The sequence below is a fragment of the Pseudomonas sp. URMO17WK12:I7 genome (genome assembly GCF_003269045.1).
Classification (GTDB): domain Bacteria; phylum Pseudomonadota; class Gammaproteobacteria; order Pseudomonadales; family Pseudomonadaceae; genus Aquipseudomonas; species Aquipseudomonas putida_J.
In genome coordinates, this window is record NZ_QLTL01000012.1 from 198170 (window position 1) to 218587 (window position 20418).

At 60.1% G+C, this 20418-nt stretch carries 18 protein-coding genes and 2 tRNA genes; 17 read left to right on the forward strand and 3 right to left on the reverse strand.

Annotated features, from left to right (window positions below):
• Positions 1-22: 22 nt before the first annotated feature.
• Complete coding sequence (yhbY, locus tag H040_RS18230; protein WP_027917692.1) at positions 23-331, reverse strand: ribosome assembly RNA-binding protein YhbY; 309 nt, start codon at positions 329-331, stop codon at positions 23-25.
• A 102-nt stretch (positions 332-433) separates the two neighbouring features.
• Between yhbY and rlmE the strand changes: the two genes are divergently transcribed.
• The 16 genes from rlmE (at position 434) to H040_RS18315 (ending at position 16411) form a co-directional block, all read left to right on the forward strand.
• The gene (gene rlmE, locus H040_RS18235) at positions 434-1060 is read left to right on the forward strand and encodes a 23S rRNA (uridine(2552)-2'-O)-methyltransferase RlmE (protein ID WP_011532133.1); all 627 of its coding nucleotides are present in this window, start codon (positions 434-436) and stop codon (positions 1058-1060) included.
• Between the two features lie 201 nt (positions 1061-1261).
• Positions 1262-3166, forward strand: a complete 1905-nt coding sequence (gene ftsH, locus H040_RS18240) for an ATP-dependent zinc metalloprotease FtsH (RefSeq protein ID WP_027917691.1) — start codon at positions 1262-1264, stop codon at positions 3164-3166.
• 8 nt (positions 3167-3174) lie between these two features.
• Positions 3175-4026: a dihydropteroate synthase gene (folP, locus tag H040_RS18245; protein ID WP_027917690.1), complete on the forward strand. Its 852-nt coding sequence runs from the start codon at positions 3175-3177 to the stop codon at positions 4024-4026.
• Between the two features lie 16 nt (positions 4027-4042).
• Complete coding sequence (glmM, locus tag H040_RS18250; RefSeq protein ID WP_027917689.1) at positions 4043-5383, forward strand: phosphoglucosamine mutase; 1341 nt, start codon at positions 4043-4045, stop codon at positions 5381-5383.
• Positions 5384-5449: 66 nt separating this feature from the next.
• Complete coding sequence (gene tpiA / locus H040_RS18255) at positions 5450-6205, forward strand: triose-phosphate isomerase (RefSeq protein ID WP_027917688.1); 756 nt, start codon at positions 5450-5452, stop codon at positions 6203-6205.
• 4 nt (positions 6206-6209) lie between these two features.
• Positions 6210-6605 carry a preprotein translocase subunit SecG gene (secG, locus tag H040_RS18260; RefSeq protein ID WP_027917687.1) on the forward strand — a complete coding sequence of 132 codons (396 nt, stop codon included), beginning with the start codon at positions 6210-6212 and terminating at the stop codon, positions 6603-6605.
• A gap of 21 nt (positions 6606-6626) precedes the next feature.
• Positions 6627-6712: transfer RNA gene (locus tag H040_RS18265), tRNA-Leu, on the forward strand.
• A gap of 100 nt (positions 6713-6812) precedes the next feature.
• Positions 6813-6889, forward strand: a tRNA-Met gene (locus H040_RS18270).
• Positions 6890-7019: 130 nt separating this feature from the next.
• Positions 7020-7478, forward strand: a complete 459-nt coding sequence (rimP, locus tag H040_RS18275; RefSeq protein WP_033696040.1) for a ribosome maturation factor RimP — start codon at positions 7020-7022, stop codon at positions 7476-7478.
• 59 nt (positions 7479-7537) lie between these two features.
• Complete coding sequence (nusA, locus tag H040_RS18280; protein WP_027917685.1) at positions 7538-9019, forward strand: transcription termination factor NusA; 1482 nt, start codon at positions 7538-7540, stop codon at positions 9017-9019.
• A 27-nt stretch (positions 9020-9046) separates the two neighbouring features.
• Complete coding sequence (infB, locus tag H040_RS18285; protein WP_027917684.1) at positions 9047-11587, forward strand: translation initiation factor IF-2; 2541 nt, start codon at positions 9047-9049, stop codon at positions 11585-11587.
• A 116-nt stretch (positions 11588-11703) separates the two neighbouring features.
• Positions 11704-12102, forward strand: coding sequence for a 30S ribosome-binding factor RbfA (gene rbfA, locus H040_RS18290; RefSeq protein ID WP_033696035.1), 399 nt, complete (start codon positions 11704-11706; stop codon positions 12100-12102).
• 3 nt (positions 12103-12105) lie between these two features.
• Positions 12106-13023 (forward strand): tRNA pseudouridine(55) synthase TruB, encoded by a 918-nt coding sequence (gene truB, locus H040_RS18295; RefSeq protein WP_027917683.1) that lies wholly within the window; start codon positions 12106-12108, stop codon positions 13021-13023.
• Between the two features lie 149 nt (positions 13024-13172).
• A complete protein-coding gene (gene rpsO / locus H040_RS18300; RefSeq protein WP_016391796.1) occupies positions 13173-13442 on the forward strand; it encodes a 30S ribosomal protein S15 in 270 nt (89 codons plus the stop codon).
• A 250-nt stretch (positions 13443-13692) separates the two neighbouring features.
• Positions 13693-15798 carry a polyribonucleotide nucleotidyltransferase gene (gene pnp, locus H040_RS18310; protein WP_027917682.1) on the forward strand — a complete coding sequence of 702 codons (2106 nt, stop codon included), beginning with the start codon at positions 13693-13695 and terminating at the stop codon, positions 15796-15798.
• 262 nt (positions 15799-16060) lie between these two features.
• Entirely contained in the window at positions 16061-16411 is a 351-nt protein-coding gene (locus H040_RS18315; RefSeq protein WP_027917681.1) for a BON domain-containing protein, read from the forward strand.
• Positions 16412-16491: 80 nt separating this feature from the next.
• Here the strand turns inward: H040_RS18315 and H040_RS18320 are convergent, their stop codons facing one another.
• On the reverse strand, positions 16492-16794 hold the full coding sequence (locus H040_RS18320) for a putative quinol monooxygenase (protein WP_027917680.1): 303 nt from the start codon (positions 16792-16794) through the stop codon (positions 16492-16494).
• A 59-nt stretch (positions 16795-16853) separates the two neighbouring features.
• On the opposite strand from H040_RS18320, the gene H040_RS18325 reads away from it, so the two are divergent.
• Complete coding sequence (locus H040_RS18325; protein ID WP_027917679.1) at positions 16854-17267, forward strand: VOC family protein; 414 nt, start codon at positions 16854-16856, stop codon at positions 17265-17267.
• Between the two features lie 156 nt (positions 17268-17423).
• Here H040_RS18325 and H040_RS18330 read toward each other — a convergent pair whose 3' ends face one another.
• Positions 17424-20360, reverse strand: a complete 2937-nt coding sequence (locus tag H040_RS18330) for a DUF748 domain-containing protein (protein ID WP_027917678.1) — start codon at positions 20358-20360, stop codon at positions 17424-17426.
• Positions 20361-20418 lie beyond the last annotated feature (58 nt).

Genomic DNA, 20418 nt, shown 5'->3' on the forward strand with positions numbered 1-20418 from the left:
CGCAAGGCCGCTCTCACACCCGTTACTTGTAACGGTGGATGTTGGACAGCTGCTTGTTTGGCTGTGGGTTCTTGCGGTAGATCAGGGCTTTCTTGCCGATGGTCTGCACCAGCTCCGCACGGCCTGCCTTGCACAGCTCGGCAATGACAGCTGCACGCTCTTCGCGATCTTCCGAGCGAATTTCGACTTTGATCAGCTCGTGGTCGACCAGCGCACGCTCCAATTCGGCGATCACGCCTTCGTTCAAACCGTTGCCGGCAACGATGAGGACCGGCTTCAGGTCATGACCAATGGACTTGTATTGCTTCTTCTGCTCGTTATTGAGCGGCATAATCTGACCCTTTCCGTCTGATTCTGTAAAATTGACGGGCATTTTACCCGAGGGCCACCGGCTCCGCCCAGTCAATCACGACGCATATCATCGAGGTGCCCCGTGGTACAACGTTCCAAAAGCAGCGCAAACTGGCTGCGAGAGCATTTCAACGACCCTTTTGTTAAGCAGGCACAGAAGGATGGCTACCGCTCGCGTGCGAGCTACAAGCTTCTGGAGATCCAGGAAAAAGACCGCCTGATCCGCCCCGGCATGAGCGTGATCGACCTTGGCGCGGCCCCCGGAGGCTGGTCGCAGGTGACCAGTCGTCTGATTGGCGGGCAGGGCCGCCTGATCGCGTCCGATATTCTGGAGATGGACTCGATCCCTGATGTCACCTTCATTCAGGGCGATTTCACCCAGGATGAAGTGCTGCAGCAAATTCTTCAGGCGGTCGGTGATTCGCACGTAGACCTTGTGATTTCCGACATGGCCCCCAATATGAGTGGTACGCCTGCGGTGGACATGCCGCGAGCCATGTTCCTCTGCGAGCTGGCCCTGGACCTGGCGACCCGCGTGCTTAAGCCAGGCGGGGACTTCCTGATCAAGATTTTCCAGGGCGAAGGTTTCGATATGTACCTCAAGGATGTGCGCAGCAAGTTCGACAAGGTACAGATGCGCAAGCCGTCCTCTTCGCGGGACCGTTCCCGCGAGCAGTACTTGCTGGGCAAGGGTTTCAAAGGGGCGTGAGGCGTGTTGCGGGGTGGCTGATAGTTATTTCCAATCGGCTGCCCCGTCTGGATCGTCCGAACTTCGTGTAGTCTAGGTTTCACAAAGGGTTACAGACGGTGCCTGCGGATGCGTAGGTAATGTAGTAAGTTAGGGCGATGAATATCATGCGAGGCACGGCTGCGTCGTGCGCCGGCCTCAGAGGGTAGCGAATTGAACGACATGGCAAAGAATCTGATCCTGTGGTTGATCATCGCGGCTGTCCTGGTGACAGTGATGAACAACTTCTCCAGCCCTAACGAGCCGCAGACCCTCAACTATTCCGACTTCATCCAGCAGGTCAAGGATGGCAAGGTCGAGCGAGTGACCGTCGATGGCTACATCATTACCGGCAAGCGCGCGGACGGTGACAACTTCAAGACCGTGCGCCCGGCTATCACCGACAATGGCCTGATCGGCGACCTGGTCGACAACCACGTGGTCGTCGAAGGCAAGCAGCCTGAGCAGCAGAGCATCTGGACTCAACTGCTGGTGGCAAGTTTCCCGATCCTGGTGATCATCGCCGTGTTCATGTTCTTCATGCGCCAGATGCAAGGTGGTGCCGGTGGCAAGGGCGGGCCGATGAGTTTCGGCAAGAGCAAGGCGCGCCTGCTGTCCGAAGACCAGGTCAAGACTACCCTGGCTGACGTCGCCGGTTGCGACGAGGCCAAGGAAGAGGTTGGCGAACTGGTCGAGTTCCTGCGTGACCCGGGCAAGTTCCAGCGCCTGGGGGGGCGCATCCCGCGCGGCGTGCTGATGGTTGGCCCGCCGGGTACCGGTAAAACCCTGCTGGCCAAGGCCATTGCCGGTGAGGCCAAGGTACCGTTCTTCACCATTTCCGGTTCCGACTTCGTCGAGATGTTCGTCGGTGTCGGTGCCAGCCGTGTCCGTGACATGTTCGAACAGGCCAAGAAGCACGCGCCGTGCATCATCTTCATCGACGAGATCGATGCTGTGGGTCGCCACCGTGGCGCGGGCATGGGTGGTGGTCACGACGAGCGTGAGCAGACCCTCAACCAGTTGCTGGTGGAGATGGACGGCTTCGAAATGAACGATGGCATCATCGTCATTGCCGCCACCAACCGCCCGGACGTGCTCGACCCTGCGTTGCTGCGTCCTGGTCGCTTCGACCGTCAGGTCGTGGTCGGTCTGCCGGACATCCGTGGTCGTGAACAGATCCTTAAAGTGCACATGCGCAAAGTGCCCGTTGGTGAGAACGTCAACCCGGCAGTCATTGCCCGTGGTACCCCAGGCTTCTCCGGCGCCGATCTGGCCAACCTGGTCAACGAGGCTTCGCTGTTTGCCGCTCGCTCCAACAAGCGCCTGGTCGAAATGAAAGAGTTCGAACTGGCCAAGGACAAGATCATGATGGGCGCCGAGCGCAAGACCATGGTCATGTCCGAGAAGGAAAAGAAGAACACCGCCTATCACGAAGCTGGGCACGCGATTGTCGGTCGCCTGGTGCCTGAGCACGATCCGGTCTACAAGGTTTCGATCATCCCGCGTGGTCGAGCCCTGGGTGTGACCATGTTCCTCCCGGAAGAGGACCGATACAGCTTGTCCAAGCGCGCGCTGATCAGCCAGATCTGCTCGCTGTACGGCGGCCGGATCGCCGAGGAGATGACGCTGGGCTTCGATGGTGTCACCACCGGTGCTTCCAACGACATCATGCGGGCCAGCCAGATCGCTCGCAACATGGTCACCAAGTGGGGCTTGTCCGAAAAGCTCGGCCCGCTGATGTATGCGGAAGAGGAGGGCGAGGTCTTCCTCGGCCGTAGTGCTGGCAGCCAGCACTCAAGTGTTTCCGGCGAGACTGCAAAGCTGATCGACTCCGAGGTGCGCAGCATCATCGACCAGTGCTACGCCACGGCCAAGCAACTGTTGATCGATAACCGCGACAAGCTTGAAGCAATGACCGAAGCCTTGATGAAGTACGAGACCATTGATGCCGATCAGATTGACGACATCATGGCGGGCCGTACTCCGCGCGAACCCCGTGACTGGGACGATGACAAGGATTCGGGCACCCCGACTGCCCAGAATGATCGCCCTGAATCGCCGATCGGCGGCCCAGCAGCTCAACACTAAGGGCCTCTATGAGCTCAGTGCAGTACCCGACCCGGTTGCCTTGCGGCAACCGGGTTCTTGATCTTTCTCGTACTCATGTAATGGGTATTCTCAACATCACTCCCGACTCTTTCTCCGATGGCGGGCGCTTCAGCCAGCGCGACGAGGCGTTGCGGCATGCCGAGGCGATGATCGCGGCAGGCGCCACGCTGATCGACATCGGTGGCGAGTCGACTCGCCCTGGTGCGCGTGCCGTTTCGGTCACCGAAGAGATCGAGCGGGTGGCGCCGATGGTTGAGGCTATCAACAGTCGCTTCGATGTGGTCATTTCGGTCGATACCTCAACGCCTGCGGTCATTCGCGAGTCGGCGCGGCTGGGTGCTGGCCTGATCAACGACGTGCGTGCCCTGGAGCGCGATGGTGCCTTGGATGCGGCGGCGGACACTGGCTTGCCAGTTTGCCTGATGCACATGCGAGGCGAGCCCGGGAACATGCAGGACGATCCGCAATACGAAGATGTGACTGCCGACGTATCGCGCTATCTTGAACAGCGGATGGCCGCTTGCGCAGCGGCGGGCATCCCCGCCGAACGAATCATTCTTGATCCAGGCTTCGGTTTCGCCAAGACACTGGCGCATAACCTCAGCCTGTTCAAGCACATGGAAGCGCTCTACCGCCTTGGGCGCCCGCTGCTGGTGGGCGTTTCGCGCAAGAGCATGATCGGCCTGACGCTGGATCGTCCGGTCGGTGAGCGATTGTACGGCAGCCTCGCGCTGGCGGCTCTGGCCATGACCAAGGGGGCCAGCATCCTGCGCGTCCATGATGTGGCCGAAACCGTCGATGTGGTGCGCATGATTGCTGCGGTACAGAACGCCGAATAAGAACGCTGGAGTCCCTATGAGCAGAAAATATTTTGGTACCGACGGTATCCGTGGCCGCGTCGGTGAATACCCGATCACTCCGGATTTCATGTTGAAGCTGGGCTGGGCTGCTGGCATGGCTTTTCGCAAGCAAGGTAATTGCCGCGTGCTGGTGGGCAAGGACACGCGTATTTCCGGTTACATGTTCGAGTCTGCGCTCGAGGCCGGTTTGTCTGCAGCTGGCGCTGACGTGATGCTGCTCGGGCCGATGCCGACACCGGCCATCGCATACCTGACCCGCACCTTCCATGCCGAAGCGGGCATCGTCATCAGTGCCTCGCACAACCCGCACGATGACAACGGCATCAAGTTCTTTTCCGGGCAAGGCACCAAGTTGCCTGACGAAGTCGAGCTGATGATCGAGGAGTTGCTTGATCAGCCAATGACCGTTGTCGAGTCGGGCAAGTTGGGCAAGGTTTCCCGTATCAACGACGCAGCCGGCCGCTATATCGAGTTCTGCAAGAGCAGCGTGCCGAGCAGCACCAGCTTCGACGGACTCAAGCTGGTGGTCGATTGCGCCCACGGTGCTACCTACAAGGTTGCCCCGAGCGTGTTTCGCGAGCTCGGCGCCGATGTTACCGTGCTGCACGCGCAGCCGGACGGCCTGAACATCAACGAGGCCTGCGGCTCGACTCACATCGAATCATTGCAGGCTGCCGTGCTGGTGGGGCATGCCGACCTGGGTATCGCCTTCGACGGCGATGGTGACCGGGTATTGATGGTCGATCACACCGGGGCCATCGTCGATGGCGACGAGTTGCTGTTCATCATTGCCCGAGACCTGCACGAGCGTGGCAAGTTGCAGGGTGGGGTGGTTGGGACACTGATGAGCAACCTGGGCCTGGAGCTCGCGCTCAAGGACCTGGATATCCCCTTCGTGCGGGCCAAGGTAGGCGATCGCTACGTGATGGCCGAACTGCTTGAGCGTGACTGGTTGCTCGGTGGTGAAAACTCCGGGCATGTGGTGTGCTGCAACCACACCACCACCGGTGATGCGATCATTGCCGCGCTGCAGGTGCTGATGGCGCTCAAGCGCCGTGGCGAGACCCTGGCGCAGGCGCGTCAGGCCTTGCGCAAGTGCCCTCAGGTGTTGATCAACGTGCGGTTTGGCGCAAGCAAGGTCGACCCCCTTGAGCATCCGGCAGTCAAAGAGGCCAGCGCCAAGGTGACCGAGGCCATGGCCGGGCGTGGGCGTGTGCTGTTGCGCAAGTCTGGCACCGAGCCTTTGGTGCGGGTGATGGTCGAAGGTGACGACGAAAGCCAGGTGCGCAGCCACGCTGAAGCTCTGGCCAAACTGGTCGCAGAAGTTTGTGCCTGAAATAGGCTTGCCAGCGCAGATCGGGTTGGGTAAGATCTGCGCCCACTTTGACCGACGAGGTAAAGCATGCGTCGCCCTATGGTAGCTGGTAACTGGAAGATGCACGGTACCCGCGCCAGCGTCGCTGAGCTGATCCTGGGCCTGGGCAATATGTCCGTGCCAAATGGTGTTGAAGTCGCGGTGTTCCCGTCTGCGCTGTTCATCAATCAGGTGGTTGATGGTCTGCAGGGTAAAGGGATCACTGTTGGAGCACAGAATTCTGCGGTAAAGCCCGAGCAGGGCGCGCTGACCGGTGAAGTTGCACCAAGTCAGTTGGTTGAAGCAGGTTGCAAGTTGGTCTTGATTGGCCACTCCGAGCGTCGTCAGATCATCGGCGAAAGTGAGGAAGTGCTGAAAGATAAGTTTGCAGCCGCTCAACTTAGTGGTTTAATGCCGGTGCTGTGCGTAGGGGAGACCCTCGAAGAGCGTGAGGCAGGCAAGACACTCGAAGTTGTCGGGGGTCAACTAAGCAGTATCATCGACGCGTTCGGTGTTAAAGCTTTTGCCAATGCAGTTATTGCTTATGAGCCGGTTTGGGCCATTGGCACAGGTTTGACGGCTTCGCCTCAACAAGCTCAGGATGTGCATGCTGCCATCCGCGCTCAGTTGGCGGCCGAAGACGCCGAAGTTGCCGCAAACGTGCAGCTTCTCTACGGCGGCAGCGTGAAGGCGGCCAATGCGGCCGAACTGTTCGGCATGCCGGATATCGATGGGGGGCTCATTGGTGGAGCGTCCCTGAACGCAGACGAATTCGGTGCAATTTGTCGCGCCGCAGGAAACTGAACAAATGCTGGAAACAGTTATCGTTGTTTTTCATCTGTTGGCAGCGCTGTCGCTTGTAGTGCTGGTTCTGTTGCAACAGGGTAAGGGTGCGGAAGCAGGTGCATCTTTCGGCGCAGGTGCCTCAAACACTGTGTTCGGGAGTCAAGGTTCTGCTACCTTCCTGAGTAAATTAACTGCTATACTCGCTGCCACTTTCTTTTTGACAGCACTTGGGTTAGGATACTTCGCGAAGCAACAAGCTCACCAGCTTAGCCAAGCAGGTCTTCCAGATCCAGCGGTGCTAGAAGTGAAAGAGCCGCAAAAACCGGCAGTTAATGATGATGTACCGGTGCTCCAGGAGCAGAAGAGCGAAACCACCAGCAAAGGTGATGTACCTCCTCCGACCGAAGAGCAGAAGTAACGGGTTTCAAGTAGTAGTATTGCCGAGGTGGTGGAATTGGTAGACACGCAACCTTGAGGTGGTTGTGCCCATAGGGTGTAGGGGTTCGAGTCCCCTTCTCGGTACCAATTGAAGCTTGAGAGCCCGCTTTAGCGGGCTTTCTTGCAGGTGAAGGTTTGGGTTTGACCCCTAAGCAGGTTAAGTCTTATACTTTCGCCCCAGCTTTGTCGCGGGGTGGAGCAGCTTGGTAGCTCGTCGGGCTCATAACCCGAAGGTCGTTGGTTCAAATCCAGCCCCCGCAACCAGCTTCAGCGGAGCCCCTTTTCAGGGGCTTTTTGCTAGCCGAACAATTTACGGCGTCGTTGTCCTACGGCGCTTTCAGGGATGGGCGCTTCGCCCATTTTTTATTTGCACAGCATGCACGAGGGGGTTCAGGTGTCGAGCAAGCTAGAACAGTTGCAGGCCTTGTTGGCCCCGGTGGTCGAGGGTCTGGGCTATCAGTGCTGGGGGATCGAGTACGTATCCCAGGGTAAGCATTCGGTACTGCGCATCTATATCGACAAGGAAGACGGCATCCTGGTGGACGACTGCGAAGCGGTCAGCCGTCAGGCCAGCGCGATCCTCGACGTGGAAGATCCGATCAGCAGCGAATATACCCTTGAGGTCTCCTCTCCAGGCATGGATCGCCCACTGTTCACTCTGGAACAGTTTGCCTCGCATGCCGGCGAACAAGTGAAGATCAAGCTGCGTTCACCCTTCGAGGGTCGTCGTAACTTCCAGGGCCTTCTCCGCGGTGTGGAGGATCAGGATGTGGTTGTCCAGGTTGACAATCAAGAGTTCCTGCTGCCGATCGACTCGATCGACAAGGCCAATATTATTCCCAGTTTTGACTGAGACGTGCCGGGCCCGGCGGACTATCCGGGCCCAATGGCTTGCGCAAGGCGAGGCGTACGATGAGCAAAGAAGTACTGCTGGTTGTTGAATCGGTATCCAACGAAAAAGGTGTACCGCCCGGCGTCATTTTCGAAGCGCTGGAAGTGGCCCTGGCTACTGCAACCAAAAAACGTTTTGAGGACGAAGTCGACCTGCGTGTGGAAATCAATCGCCACACCGGTAGCTATGAGACTTTCCGTCGCTGGACCGTGGTCGATGAAAACGACCTGGATGACCCGGCGATTGAAACCTGGCTGGACAAGATCAAGGACACCCACCCGGAAGCGAAAGTCGGTGACGTGATCGAAGAAAAGATCGAGTCCATCGAGTTCGGCCGTATCGCCGCGCAGACCGCCAAACAGGTCATTGTGCAGAAGGTCCGTGAGGCCGAGCGCGCCCAGGTGGTCGACGCTTACCGCGAGCGGGTCAATGAGATCATCTCCGGCACCGTCAAGAAAGTTACCCGTGACAACGTTATCGTCGACCTGGGTAACAACGCTGAGGCCTTGCTGGCCCGCGAAGACATCATTCCACGTGAGACCTTCCGGGTTGGCGTGCGCCTGCGTGCGCTGCTCAAGGAAATCCGCACCGAGAACCGCGGCCCTCAGCTGATCCTGTCGCGCACCGCGCCGCAGATGCTGATCGAGCTGTTCCGCATCGAAGTGCCGGAAATCGCTGAAGGGCTCATTGAAGTCATGGCTGCCTCCCGTGATCCGGGTTCGCGTGCCAAGATCGCCGTCCGCTCCAAGGACAAGCGCATCGACCCGCAAGGCGCCTGCATCGGCATGCGCGGTTCGCGCGTCCAGGCCGTATCCGGCGAGCTGGGTGGTGAGCGTGTGGATATCGTCCTCTGGGACGAGAACCCGGCGCAGTTCGTCATCAACGCCATGTCGCCGGCCGAAGTCGCGGCGATCATCGTCGATGAAGATGCCCATGCAATGGACATTGCCGTTGCCGAAGACAACCTGGCACAAGCTATTGGCCGTGGTGGTCAGAACGTTCGCCTTGCCAGTCAGCTGACTGGCTGGACCCTGAACGTGATGACCGAGAAGGACATCCAGGCCAAGCAACAGGCTGAAACCGGCGACATCCTGCGCAATTTCATCGATGAACTGGAAGTCGACGAGGAGCTGGCCCAAGTGCTGGTCGACGAAGGCTTTACCAGCCTCGAAGAAATTGCCTACGTACCGTTGGAAGAAATGCTCAACATCGATGGCTTTGACGAAGATATCGTCAATGAGCTGCGCGCTCGTGCCAAGGACCGTTTGTTGACCAAGGCCATCGCTACCGAAGAAAAACTGGCAGACGCCCATCCGTCCGACGACCTGCTCTCTCTCGAGGGTATGGACAAGGACCTGGCAGCGGAACTGGCGGTGCGCGGCGTGGTTAACCGCGAAGACCTGGCCGAGCAGTCGATTGACGACCTGCTCGACATCGACGGCATCGACGAAGAGCGTGCCGGCAAGTTGATCATGGCCGCCCGAGCCCACTGGTTCGAGTAATTAGGCGCGGCCTGAGGAGAGAAGTGCATGACGCAAGTCACGGTGAAAGAACTGGCCCAAGAGGTCGAGGCACCGGTAGAGCGCCTGCTGCAGCAGATGCGTGAGGCAGGTCTGCCGCACACCGACGCCGGTCAGGTAGTGACCGACAATGAGAAGCAGACTCTGCTGACCCATTTGAAGAGCAGCCACAAGAGCAAGGTGGAAGAGCCGCGCAAGATTACCTTGCAGCGCAAGACCACCAGCACCCTGCGTGTCGCCGGTAGCAAGAGCATCAGCGTAGAAGTACGCAAGAAGAAAGTTTTCGTGCAGCGCAGCCCTGAAGAAATCCAGGCTGAGCAGAAGCGTGAGCAGGATGAGCGCCGCGCGGCTGAAAATGCCGCTCGCGACAAGGTCGAGGCCGAAGTTCGTCAGCGCAATGAAGAGCAGGCTCGCCGTCAGGCAGCCGATGCGCCAGCTCCAGCCCCGGCGCCTGTCGCCAAGGCCGAGCCAGCGCCTGCCGCTGCTCCAGCTCCGGTAGTCGCCGACGTTCCAGCGTCCGAGGATGCCGCAGCTCGTGCTGCCGAGCGCAAGAAGGACGAAGCCCGTCGCAACGAAGGCCGCACCCGTGACGAAGACCGTCGTGGTGGCGAGCGTCGTGGCGAAGCGCCGCGCGTGTCGATCAAGGTCAAGGTCAAGGAGAAGGAAAAGGCTCCGACTCCTCGTGCCGCACCGCGCACCACCGACGAAGAGAGCGATGGCGCTCGTCGTGGTCGCGGTGGCAAGAGCAAGCTGAAGAAGCGTAACCAGCACGGCTTCCAGAACCCGACCGGCCCAGTCATTCGTGACGTGACCATCGGCGAGACCATCACTGTCTCGGAACTGGCCAACCAGATGTCCGTCAAGGGCGCCGAAGTGGTCAAGTTCATGTTCAAGATGGGCACCCCGGTTACCATTAACCAGGTACTCGACCAGGAAACCGCTCAGCTGATCGCAGAAGAGCTGGGCCACAAGGTCACCCTGGTCAGCGACACCGCCCTGGAAGACTCCCTGGCCGAATCGCTGAAGTTCGAAGGCCAGACCGAGTCGCGCGCGCCGGTGGTTACCGTCATGGGTCACGTTGACCATGGCAAGACCTCGCTGCTCGACTACATCCGTCGTGCCAAGGTTGCTGCAGGCGAAGCCGGTGGTATTACCCAGCACATCGGCGCCTACCACGTGGAAACCGACCGCGGCATGGTCACCTTCCTCGATACCCCGGGCCACGCAGCGTTCACTCAGATGCGTGCTCGTGGTGCCAAGGCGACCGACATCGTCATCCTGGTGGTGGCGGCGGACGACGGCGTGATGCCGCAGACCCGCGAAGCCGTTCAGCATGCCAAGGCAGCTGGCGTTCCGCTGGTGGTTGCAGTGAACAAGATCGACAAGCCGGGCGCCGACCTCGATCGCATCCGCAACGAACTGGCCGTCGAAGGCGTGACCTCCGAGGACTGGGGTGGTGACACTCCGTTCGTCAAGGTTTCGGCGAAGATGGGTACCGGTGTCGACGAACTGCTCGAAGCTGTCCTGCTGCAGGCCGAGATCCTCGAGCTGACCGCCACCCCGACCGCTCCAGGTCGTGGCGTTGTGGTTGAATCGCGCCTGGACAAGGGCCGTGGCCCGGTGGCAACCATCCTGGTTCAGGACGGTACCCTGCGTCAGGGCGACATGGTCCTGTGCGGCTCCAATTATGGCCGCGTGCGTGCCATGCTCGACGAGAACGGCAAGCCTGTGAAGGAAGCCGGCCCGTCGATCCCGGTCGAGATTCTTGGCCTGGACGGTACCCCGGAAGCCGGTGACGAGCTGTCCGTGGTTGCCGACGAGAAGAAGGCCCGCGAAGTTGCCCTGTTCCGTCAGGGCAAGTACCGCGAGGTCAAGCTGGCCCGTGCTCACGCCGGCAAGCTGGAAAACATCTTCGAGACCATGGGTCAGGAAGAGAAGAAGACCCTCAACATCGTCCTCAAGACCGACGTGCGTGGTTCCCTGGAAGCACTGCAGGGCTCGCTCGGCGGCCTGGGCAACGACGAAGTTCAGGTCCGCGTGATCGGTGGCGGCGTAGGTGGTATCACCGAAAGCGACGCCAACCTGGCGCTGGCTTCGAATGCAGTACTGTTCGGCTTCAACGTGCGTGCCGATGCCGGCGCGCGCAAGATCGTCGAGCAGGAAGGTCTGGATATGCGTTACTACAACGTGATCTACGACATCATCGAAGACGTCAAGAAGGCCCTGACCGGCATGCTCGGCAGCGATGTTCGCGAGAACATCCTGGGCGTTGCAGAAGTACGTGACGTGTTCCGTTCGCCGAAGTTCGGCGCCATCGCTGGCTGTATGGTCATCGAGGGTACCGTGTACCGCAACCGTCCGATCCGCGTACTGCGCGACGACGTTGTGATCTTCGAAGGCGAGCTGGAATCGCTGCGTCGCTTCAAGGACGACGCTTCCGAAGTTCGTTCGGGCATGGAGTGCGGTATTGGCGTCAAGAGCTACAACGACGTCAAGGTCGGCGACAAGATCGAAGTCTTCGAGAAAGTCCAGGTTGCTCGTACCCTTTAAGGGTGAGCAGGGCGCCAGCCCCCGCCGCAGGGCGGTGGGCAGCGCCTCAGTAGGTAGCGCCCGGTCAGGCTTCAGCCTCACCGGGCGTTTGCCGCTTTAAGTTACAGGTAGCAAGAATGGCCAAAGAATACAGCCGTACCCAACGTATCGGTGATCAGATGCAGCGCGAGCTGGCCGAGCTGATCCGCCGTGAAGTCAAAGACCCACGCGTCGGTCTGGTGACCATCACCGCAGTGGATGTCAGCCGCGACCTGGGTCATGCCAAGGTCTTCATCACCGTCATGGGCGAAGAAGCGCCAGACGCCGTGCAGCAGTCGCTCAAGGCTCTGAACAGCGCCGCAAGCTTCCTGCGCCTGCACCTGGGCCGCTCGATGCAGCTGCGCAGCGTGCCGCAGCTGCACTTCCACTTCGATGAAAGTGTCAGCCGAGGTGTCCACCTGTCGGCGCTGATCGAGCGTGCAGTGGCCGAAGACCGCCTGCACAAGGATGCCGACGAGCCGGACGCCAAGGAGTAAGCGGTGGCCCAGGTCAAACGTATCCGCCGCAACGTCAGCGGCATCATCCTGCTCGACAAGCCGCTGGGTTTCACCTCCAACGCCGCGTTGCAGAAAGTCCGCTGGTTGCTCAATGCCGAGAAGGCCGGCCACACCGGCAGCCTCGACCCGCTGGCCACCGGCGTGCTGCCGCTGTGCTTCGGTGAGGCGACCAAGTTTTCGCAGTATTTGCTCGATTCTGACAAGGGCTACGAAACGGTCATGCAGATGGGGCAGACTACCAGCACCGCGGACGCTGAAGGCGAAGTCCTGCAGACCCGTGAGGTGACCGTTGGTCGCGCCGATATCGAAGCGGTGATTCCGCGTTTTCGCGGTGAAATCCTCCAAGTACCGCCGATGTACTCGGCGCTCAAGCGCGACGGCCAGCCGCTTTACAAACTGGCGCGTGCAGGAGAGGTAGTGGAGCGCGAGGCGCGTTCTGTTACTATTGGCCGCTTGGAGTTGCTCGAGTGCGAAGGCACCCGTGCACGGTTGTCGGTAGGCTGCAGCAAAGGCACCTATATCCGTACCCTGGTGGAGGATATCGGCGAGGCTCTGGGCTGCGGCGCTTATGTCGCCGAGCTGCGCCGGACCCAGGCCGGGCCGTTCGCCCTGGCCCAGACGGTAACCCTCGAGGAACTCGAGCAGGCCCATGCCGAAGGTGGCAACGAAGCGCTCGATCGCTTCCTGATGCCGTCCGACAGTGGGCTGCAGGACTGGCCACTGGTGTGCCTGTCCGAGCACAGCGCTTTCTACTGGCTGCATGGCCAGGCAGTGCGTGCGCCGGATGCACCGCAGTTCGGCATGGTCCGCGTACAGGATCACAATGGCCGCTTCATCGGTATCGGTGAAGTGAGCGAAGACGGGCGCATTGCGCCGCGTCGACTGATTCGGTCGGAATGACCGAAACCACAGGCGCAGGCTTAGGCTGAAACCGGTGGACCGAGGGTGGCTGTCAGTAGGCACGGTCACAACTCATTTTATTAATACAGGGTTTTGCCCCTGGCCTATTGGAGCCCGCTTGCGGGATCCGTTTAATTTGGAGAAGCCTCATGGCCCTCAGCGTTGAAGAAAAAGCTCAGATCGTTGCCGATTACCAGCAAGCCGCCGGCGATACCGGTAGCCCGGAAGTGCAGGTTGCTCTGCTGACCGCCAACATCAACAAGCTGCAAGGCCACTTCAAGGCCAACGATAAAGACCACCACTCCCGTCGTGGTCTGATCCGTATGGTCAACCAGCGTCGTAAGCTGCTGGACTACCTGAAGGGCAAAGACACCACTCGTTACAGCGCCCTGATCGGTCGCCTGGGCCTGCGTCGCTAATAGCGGCCTGGTCAGTGGTGTGCATGGCGTGTCGCAGGCTTCGGCTATGCTGCTTTGCAGCATCGTCGTCGGACACGCCACGCGTATCTCCGAGGTTGGCAGCCTGGTTTTGCTGAGCGGTTTACCGCGCAGCAGCCAGGCTCCCAACCTCGTGTTGTATCTGGACGGTCAATGGGGCCGATTCCCCGTTCTGCCCAAGAATTCGCAAGAAACCAGTTCCCCCCAGAGCCACTGAAAAAGGTAGGAAACCGTGAACCCGGTAATCAAGAAATTCCAGTTCGGTCAATCGACCGTTACTCTCGAAACGGGCCGTATCGCCCGCCAGGCAACCGGCGCCGTGCTGGTTACCGTCGACAACGACGTCACCGTGCTGGTGACCGTGGTTGGCGCCAAGCAGGCCGACCCAGGCAAGGGTTTCTTCCCGCTGTCGGTCCACTATCAGGAAAAGACCTACGCCGCCGGTAAGATCCCGGGTGGCTTCTTCAAGCGTGAAGGCCGTCCTTCCGAGAAAGAGACGCTGACCTCGCGCCTGATCGACCGTCCGATCCGTCCGCTGTTCCCTGAAGGTTTCATGAACGAAGTGCAGGTTGTCTGCACCGTGGTTTCCACCAGCAAGAAGACCGATCCGGACATCGCTGCGATGATCGGTACCTCGGCTGCCCTGGCTATCTCCGGCATTCCGTTCGAAGGCCCGATCGGCGCTGCCCGCGTTGCCTTCCACGAAAGCACCGGCTACCTGCTGAACCCGACCTACGAGCAACTGGCTGCCTCGAGCCTGGACATGGTCGTTGCCGGTACTTCCGATGCGGTGCTGATGGTTGAATCGGAAGCTCAGGAGCTGACCGAAGACCAGATGCTGGGCGCTGTACTGTTCGCCCACGACGAATTCCAGGCTGTTATCCAGGCTGTCAAAGAACTGGCCGCAGAAGCTGCCAAGCCGACCTGGGACTGGAAACCAGCCGTTGCCAACACCGAACTGTTCAACGCTATCCGCGCCGAGTTCGGCGAAGCCGTTTCGCAGGGCTACACCATCACCGTCAAGGCTGACCGCTACGCACGCCTGGGCGAGCTGCGCGATCAGGCCGTTGCCAAGTTCTCCGGTGAAGAAGGCCAGCCTTCGGCTGGTGAAGTCAAAGACATCTTCGGCGAAATCGAATACCGCACCGTTCGTGAAAACATCGTCAACGGCAAGCCACGTATCGACGGCCGCGACACCAAGACCGTACGCCCCCTGAACATCGAAGTCGGCGTACTGCCGAAGACTCACGGTTCGGCGCTGTTCACCCGTGGCGAAACCCAGGCCCTGGTCGTTGCGACCCTGGGTACTGCGCGTGACGCCCAGCTGCTGGACACCCTCGAAGGCGAGAAGAAAGACCCGTTCATGCTGCACTACAACTTCCCACCGTTCTCGGTAGGCGAGTGTGGTCGCATGGGGGGGGCCGGCCGCCGCGAAATCGGCCACGGCCGTCTGGCCCGTCGTTCGGTTCAGGCCATGCTGCCAGCCGCTGACGTGTTCCCGTACACCATCCGCGTGGTTTCGGAAATCACCGAATCCAACGGTTCCAGCTCCATGGCCTCGGTTTGCGGTGCTTCCCTGGCTCTGATGGACGCCGGTGTACCGATGAAGGCTCCGGTTGCCGGCATCGCCATGGGCCTGGTCAAGGAAGGCGACAAGTTCGCAGTCCTGACCGACATCCTGGGCGACGAAGACCACCTGGGCGACATGGACTTCAAGGTTGCGGGTACCGCCAAAGGTGTTACCGCGCTGCAGATGGACATCAAGATCAACGGTATCACCGAAGAGATCATGGAAATCGCCCTGGGTCAGGCCCTGGAAGCGCGCCTGAATATCCTCGGCCAGATGAACCAGATCATTGGCGAGTCGCGTACCGAGCTGTCGGCCAACGCCCCGACCATGATCGCGATGAAGATCGACACCGACAAGATCCGTGACGTCATCGGCAAAGGCGGCGCCACCATTCGTGCCATCTGCGAAGAGACCAAGGCTTCGATCGACATCGAAGACGACGGCTCGATCAAGATCTTCGGCGAAACCAAGGAAGCGGCAGAGGCTGCCAAGCAGCGCATCCTGGGCATCACTGCCGAGGCCGAGATCGGCAAGATCTACGTCGGCAAGGTCGAGCGTATTGTCGACTTCGGCGCCTTCGTCAACATCCTGCCTGGCAAGGACGGCCTGGTGCACATCTCGATGCTGAGCGACGCTCGCGTAGAGAAAGTCACCGATGTGCTGAAAGAAGGTCAGGAAGTTGAAGTGCTGGTACTGGACGTGGACAACCGCGGCCGTATCAAGCTGTCGATCAAGGACGTTGCCGCGGCCAAGGCCTCGGGCGTCTAAGCGACTGACACGCAACAGGAAAGGGGCCCTTCGGGGCCCTTTTTTTATGCGCATCGGGAACCTTTTGCGTACTTGCATCTTGCATGCAGGTTATGTGGCCTGATTGCAAAATGCACGACTGCTACTGTCTGGGGCTTCTCATAAGTCATTGATTTTTAGGGAAACAAGCGAAGCGGTAAAGCTGGCACAGCACATGCAATTACACTCTTACCTGCCGCCAGGACTTACGGCGCAGACCTTTCGAAAAACAGGAGTGACCCACATGAAGAAGTTCGCCATTGCTGCCGCTACTGCTACCGCTCTGACCCTGACCATGGCTAACGCGGCGTTCGCCCAACAGTCCACCCAGGCCCCCATGACGATCGCGGCCGGTGAAATGACCAAAGCCAAGGAAGCGACCTCGGACACCTGGATCACCACCAAGGTGAAATCGGACCTCATGACCGAGAAGGGCATTCCAGGCAGCGACATCAAGGTCGAGACCAACAAAGGTGTCGTATCCCTGTCGTCGGAAACTGCCGTTACCGAATCGCAGAAAAAAATGGCGGTTGATATCACCAAGAAAATCAAAGGCGTGAAGGCCGTTTCCGCTGATGGCCTGAAAGCCGAATAAGGAATGTCCCGTCGGCCAAACGGACTTGGCCACCTTCACTGAAAAAGCCCTGGCCTGTGCCGGGGCTTTTTCATGGGCGTTCAATACACCGGATTGCGGGCGATCACATCGCTCTCGAAGCATTCCTGTTCGATGATCAGCGGCTCGACCTGCGGGCGGCTGTCGCGGAAATGTGCGGTCTGCGTGTGCGCTTCGTACGCATCATCGTCGCGGTAGATCTCGTACAGGTAGATCACGTCGGGGTGGAGCCTGTCCTGGGATACGTCGAACACCAGGCAACCTGGTTCGGTAGCGACGGAGGCAGCGGCATTGACCTTGATGGCGCTCAGGAAGGCTTCGGCGCAACCAGGTTTTACACGGGTCTTGATGAACAGGCTATACACAGGGCGATCCTTTTGTTTTAAATTCCATTTTGAATTGTATACAAAAAGGAGTCGCGCCAATGTTTGAATTACCTGCTCGTCCCGGTCGCCTGAATGGCTTGCGCCATATTGCCCTGCTGGTGCCCAACCTGGAGGAGTGCGAGCGTTTCTACGTCGATGTGATGGGCATGGAGGTGCTGAACCGGGCCAACGAGGACTTGGTTTACCTGACCTGCGGTAACGACAACCTGTCGCTGGGGCGTGGGGCAGGGGCGGCCAATGGGTTGCAGACGCTCGACCATTACGGCTTCATCGTCGATAGCGTGGAAGAGCTGGAGGCCTGGTACCAGTACTTCAAGGCGCGTGGTGTGACCTTGCTCGACAAACCGTTCAATCATGGTGATGGTGCGCGCAGCTTCCACCTGCTGGACCCTGCGGGGAACAAGGTACAGCCGCTGTATCACCCATCGGTGTCGGGGCAGCGGCTGGTGTGAGCCAGTATCGCGTCTGCCCGTAGGAGTGGCCTTGTGTCGCGAAAGGGCCGCGCAGCGGCCCCGGCAACTCATGCGGCGAAGCTGCAATCATGGGGGCGCTTCGCACCCCTTTCGCGACACAAGGCCGCTCCTGCAAGGGCGCATACAGGCTTGTGGCTACTCAGCATCCAGGTGCATCGGGGTAACCACCCGCCCATCACGTTCAGCCTGCCCAAGGTTGGTGTCGATGAAATACACCCGGTCATCTTCGAGCTTGCCCTTGTCGACCAGGTAGTCCTTGATGCTGCTGGCCCGCTCCTGGCCAAGGGTACGCAGTAATGCCGTGCTTTCAGCCCAGGACTTGATCACTGCCTCGCGCAGCTTGGTGGCGCGCTCGTCCCGGCTCAATTGCTCCCACTCGGCTGGGGGTTGTTGTTTCAGGCGGGTGCGGTAGATGCCTTCGAGCATCGCCGGTTTGTCGCTGTCATCGACCTGCAGCATCGAGGCGTTGGCCGGTACCTTGTCGCCACGGCGCTGCAGGATCTTGTACCAGGTCGCCTGGTATTCACGTTCCAGGCGCTGCTGGGCGATCAACGGGCCGTCGCTGCTCTGGGCGCTGGTGCCTTCGATTTCCAGGCGCAGTTCCGGGCGCTCCTTGAGCGCCGATGCCAGTTTGTCCAGGGTCGACTGCGCATCGCCACTAAGCTCGCTGGAACCAGGGGCGAAGGCCACCGTACCCAGGTCTTGCGAGCCACCACCGGCAATCAGCCCGCCGATGAACTTGAACGGCGCCTGGGCCGCACGCAGCACCAGGTTGCGCAGGGTCTGCCAGACGATCGGCATGACGCTGAACTGCGGGTTGTTGAGGTCGCCCGAAACCGGCAGTTCGATGGAGATCCGCCCTTCGGTGTCCTTGAGCAAGGCGATCGCCAAGCGGATTGGGAGGTCCACCGCATCAGGGCTGTCGACCTTTTCCCCCAGTTGCAGCTGTTCGACCACCACCTTGTTCTCGGCCTTGAGCTGGCCGTTGGTGATCAGGTAGTGCAGGTCAAGGTTCAGCCGGCCTTTGCGGATACGGAAACCAGCGAACTTGCCGGAGTAGGGGGTCAACGTGGTCAGTTCGACGCGCTTGAAACTGGTGGCGATATCCAGGCTGGCCAGCGGGTTGAACGGGTTGAGCGCGCCCTTGATGGTGACCGGGGCATAACGGTCGACCTTGCCTTTGACGTCGACCTTGGCCGGTGCCGGCTTGCGGTTGTCGATGGTGCCTATCTGGCCGTTGAGCTGCTGGATGGCGGTGGCGAAGTTCGGTGTCAGGGTCAGGTCGGCGAAGTTGGCCGAGCCATCGTTGATGTCGATCTGGCCGATGTGGATGCCGAGGGGCTTGCTGGCTGCAGCACTGGCTGGCTTGGCCGGGCTGCTGGACGGCGCGCCGGCCGGTTGCGGGATCAGCAGGTCGTCGATGCTGGTGGTGCGGTCTTCGTTGATGATGAAACGCGCGTAGGGCTGCAGCAGGGTGACTTTGTCGATCGACAAGGCATCACCGTGCACATACGACAGGGCATCGACGTTTACTTGCTGCCATTTGACGAAATCACGGCCCTTGATGGTGTCCAGGGTATGCAGCTGGTTGACCTGGGCCTTGCCAGCAACCGTGAAGGCCAGAGGCTCGGTGCGCTTGAGGTCGACCTTGAGGTCGCTGGCGAGCATGCCGCTGCGCAGTTCGAGGCGAATGAACGGGCTGATGTACGCCTGGGCGATACGCAGGTCGATGTCACGGGTGCTGACATCGAGCTTGGCGGTGACCGGCGCCAGGTTCACTTCACCTGCCGCCTGCAGCTTGCCTTGTTTGCCAACGCCGGTGTCGAGCTTGAGGGTAAAAGGCGACTGGTTGAGGCTGTCGAAACCCTGCATGTCGAGGTTCAGCGGGCCGACATCCAGCGCTACCGGCTCCTTCTGGCTACGGTCGGCGAGGTGTACCTGGTAGTTGCGCAGTTGCACGTCCTTGAGCAGTACCTGCCACGGCTTGCTTGGCGCCTTTGCGGCTTTCTCCTGCGGCGTTGGTTCAGCAGCCGCCGGCTCGGCTTTCTCCTTCGGCGTGGCTTTGGCCGGCTGGCTGGCGAACAGCTTCTGCCAGTCGAGTTGGCCGTCCTTTTCCAGAGCCGCCCAGGTTTCCAGCTTTTCGCTGCGAACCTTGCCGACGGTGACCAGCTGCTTGGCCAGGTCGATGGACGTCTCGCTTACTTCCAGGCTGGCCAGGCGCACCAGCGGCCGGTCATCCGGGGCCTTGATGGCGAACGGCGCGATCTTGACCGAGGTATTGTCCAGCAACAGCTCGGTTTCCTTGGACAGGTTGAGCTTGTAGTGGGTGTCGAGGTTAAGCACGCCGTCTTCCAGCACCAGCGGCAGGGCATCGCGCACGTAGGGCCAGAACAGTTTCATCTTGCCGTCGGTGACTTTCAGGGTGCCTTCCGAGCCCAGGGGGGCCAGGCTCAGGGTGCCGGTCCAGTCGACCTGGCCGCCATTGGGGCCCTTGGCCACCAAGGTCATGTCGGCGTTGTCGTCTGGCAGGGTGCTGAGGTTTTTCAGCTCCAGGTTCATGTCGTCGTAGATGAACTCGATCGGCTCGCTCGGGCGCTGGTCCTCGAAGTGCAGATAACCGCCACTGAGCTTGATGCTGCCAATACGCAGTGGGAACGGGTCGCTGGGTGGCTGCTCCGGCTTGGGTTCGCTGGCGGGCAACTTGAACAGTTGGGTCAGGTTGAGCGTACCGTCCTTGGCGAACAGCACCTCGTTGCGTGGCTTGTCGAGTTCGATGGCCTGCAGGTGCAGGGCGCCGCTCCACAAGCTGTCGAGCGCCAGGTTGGCGTACAGCCGTTCAAAGCCGACCTGCTCCTTGCCAGGCTCGCCGAGCTGCAGGCCCCAAAGCGTCAGCTCGAGGCTGAAGGGGTTGAGTTCGATGCGTTGCAGGTGTGCCGGCACGGTGGCGTACTGCGCCAGCTGCTGGTTGGCGATACGCAAGGCGACACCAGGAAGAATGAGGAAGCCGAGCAGGCTGTATAGGGCCACCAGAGCCAGCAGGGCGCCGAGGGCGCGAGTCAATCCTTTGTACATGTGTCGCTTCGTCTGTCTAAGCAGGAGTGGTTGGAGTATGGCACGTTAAATCGGTTCC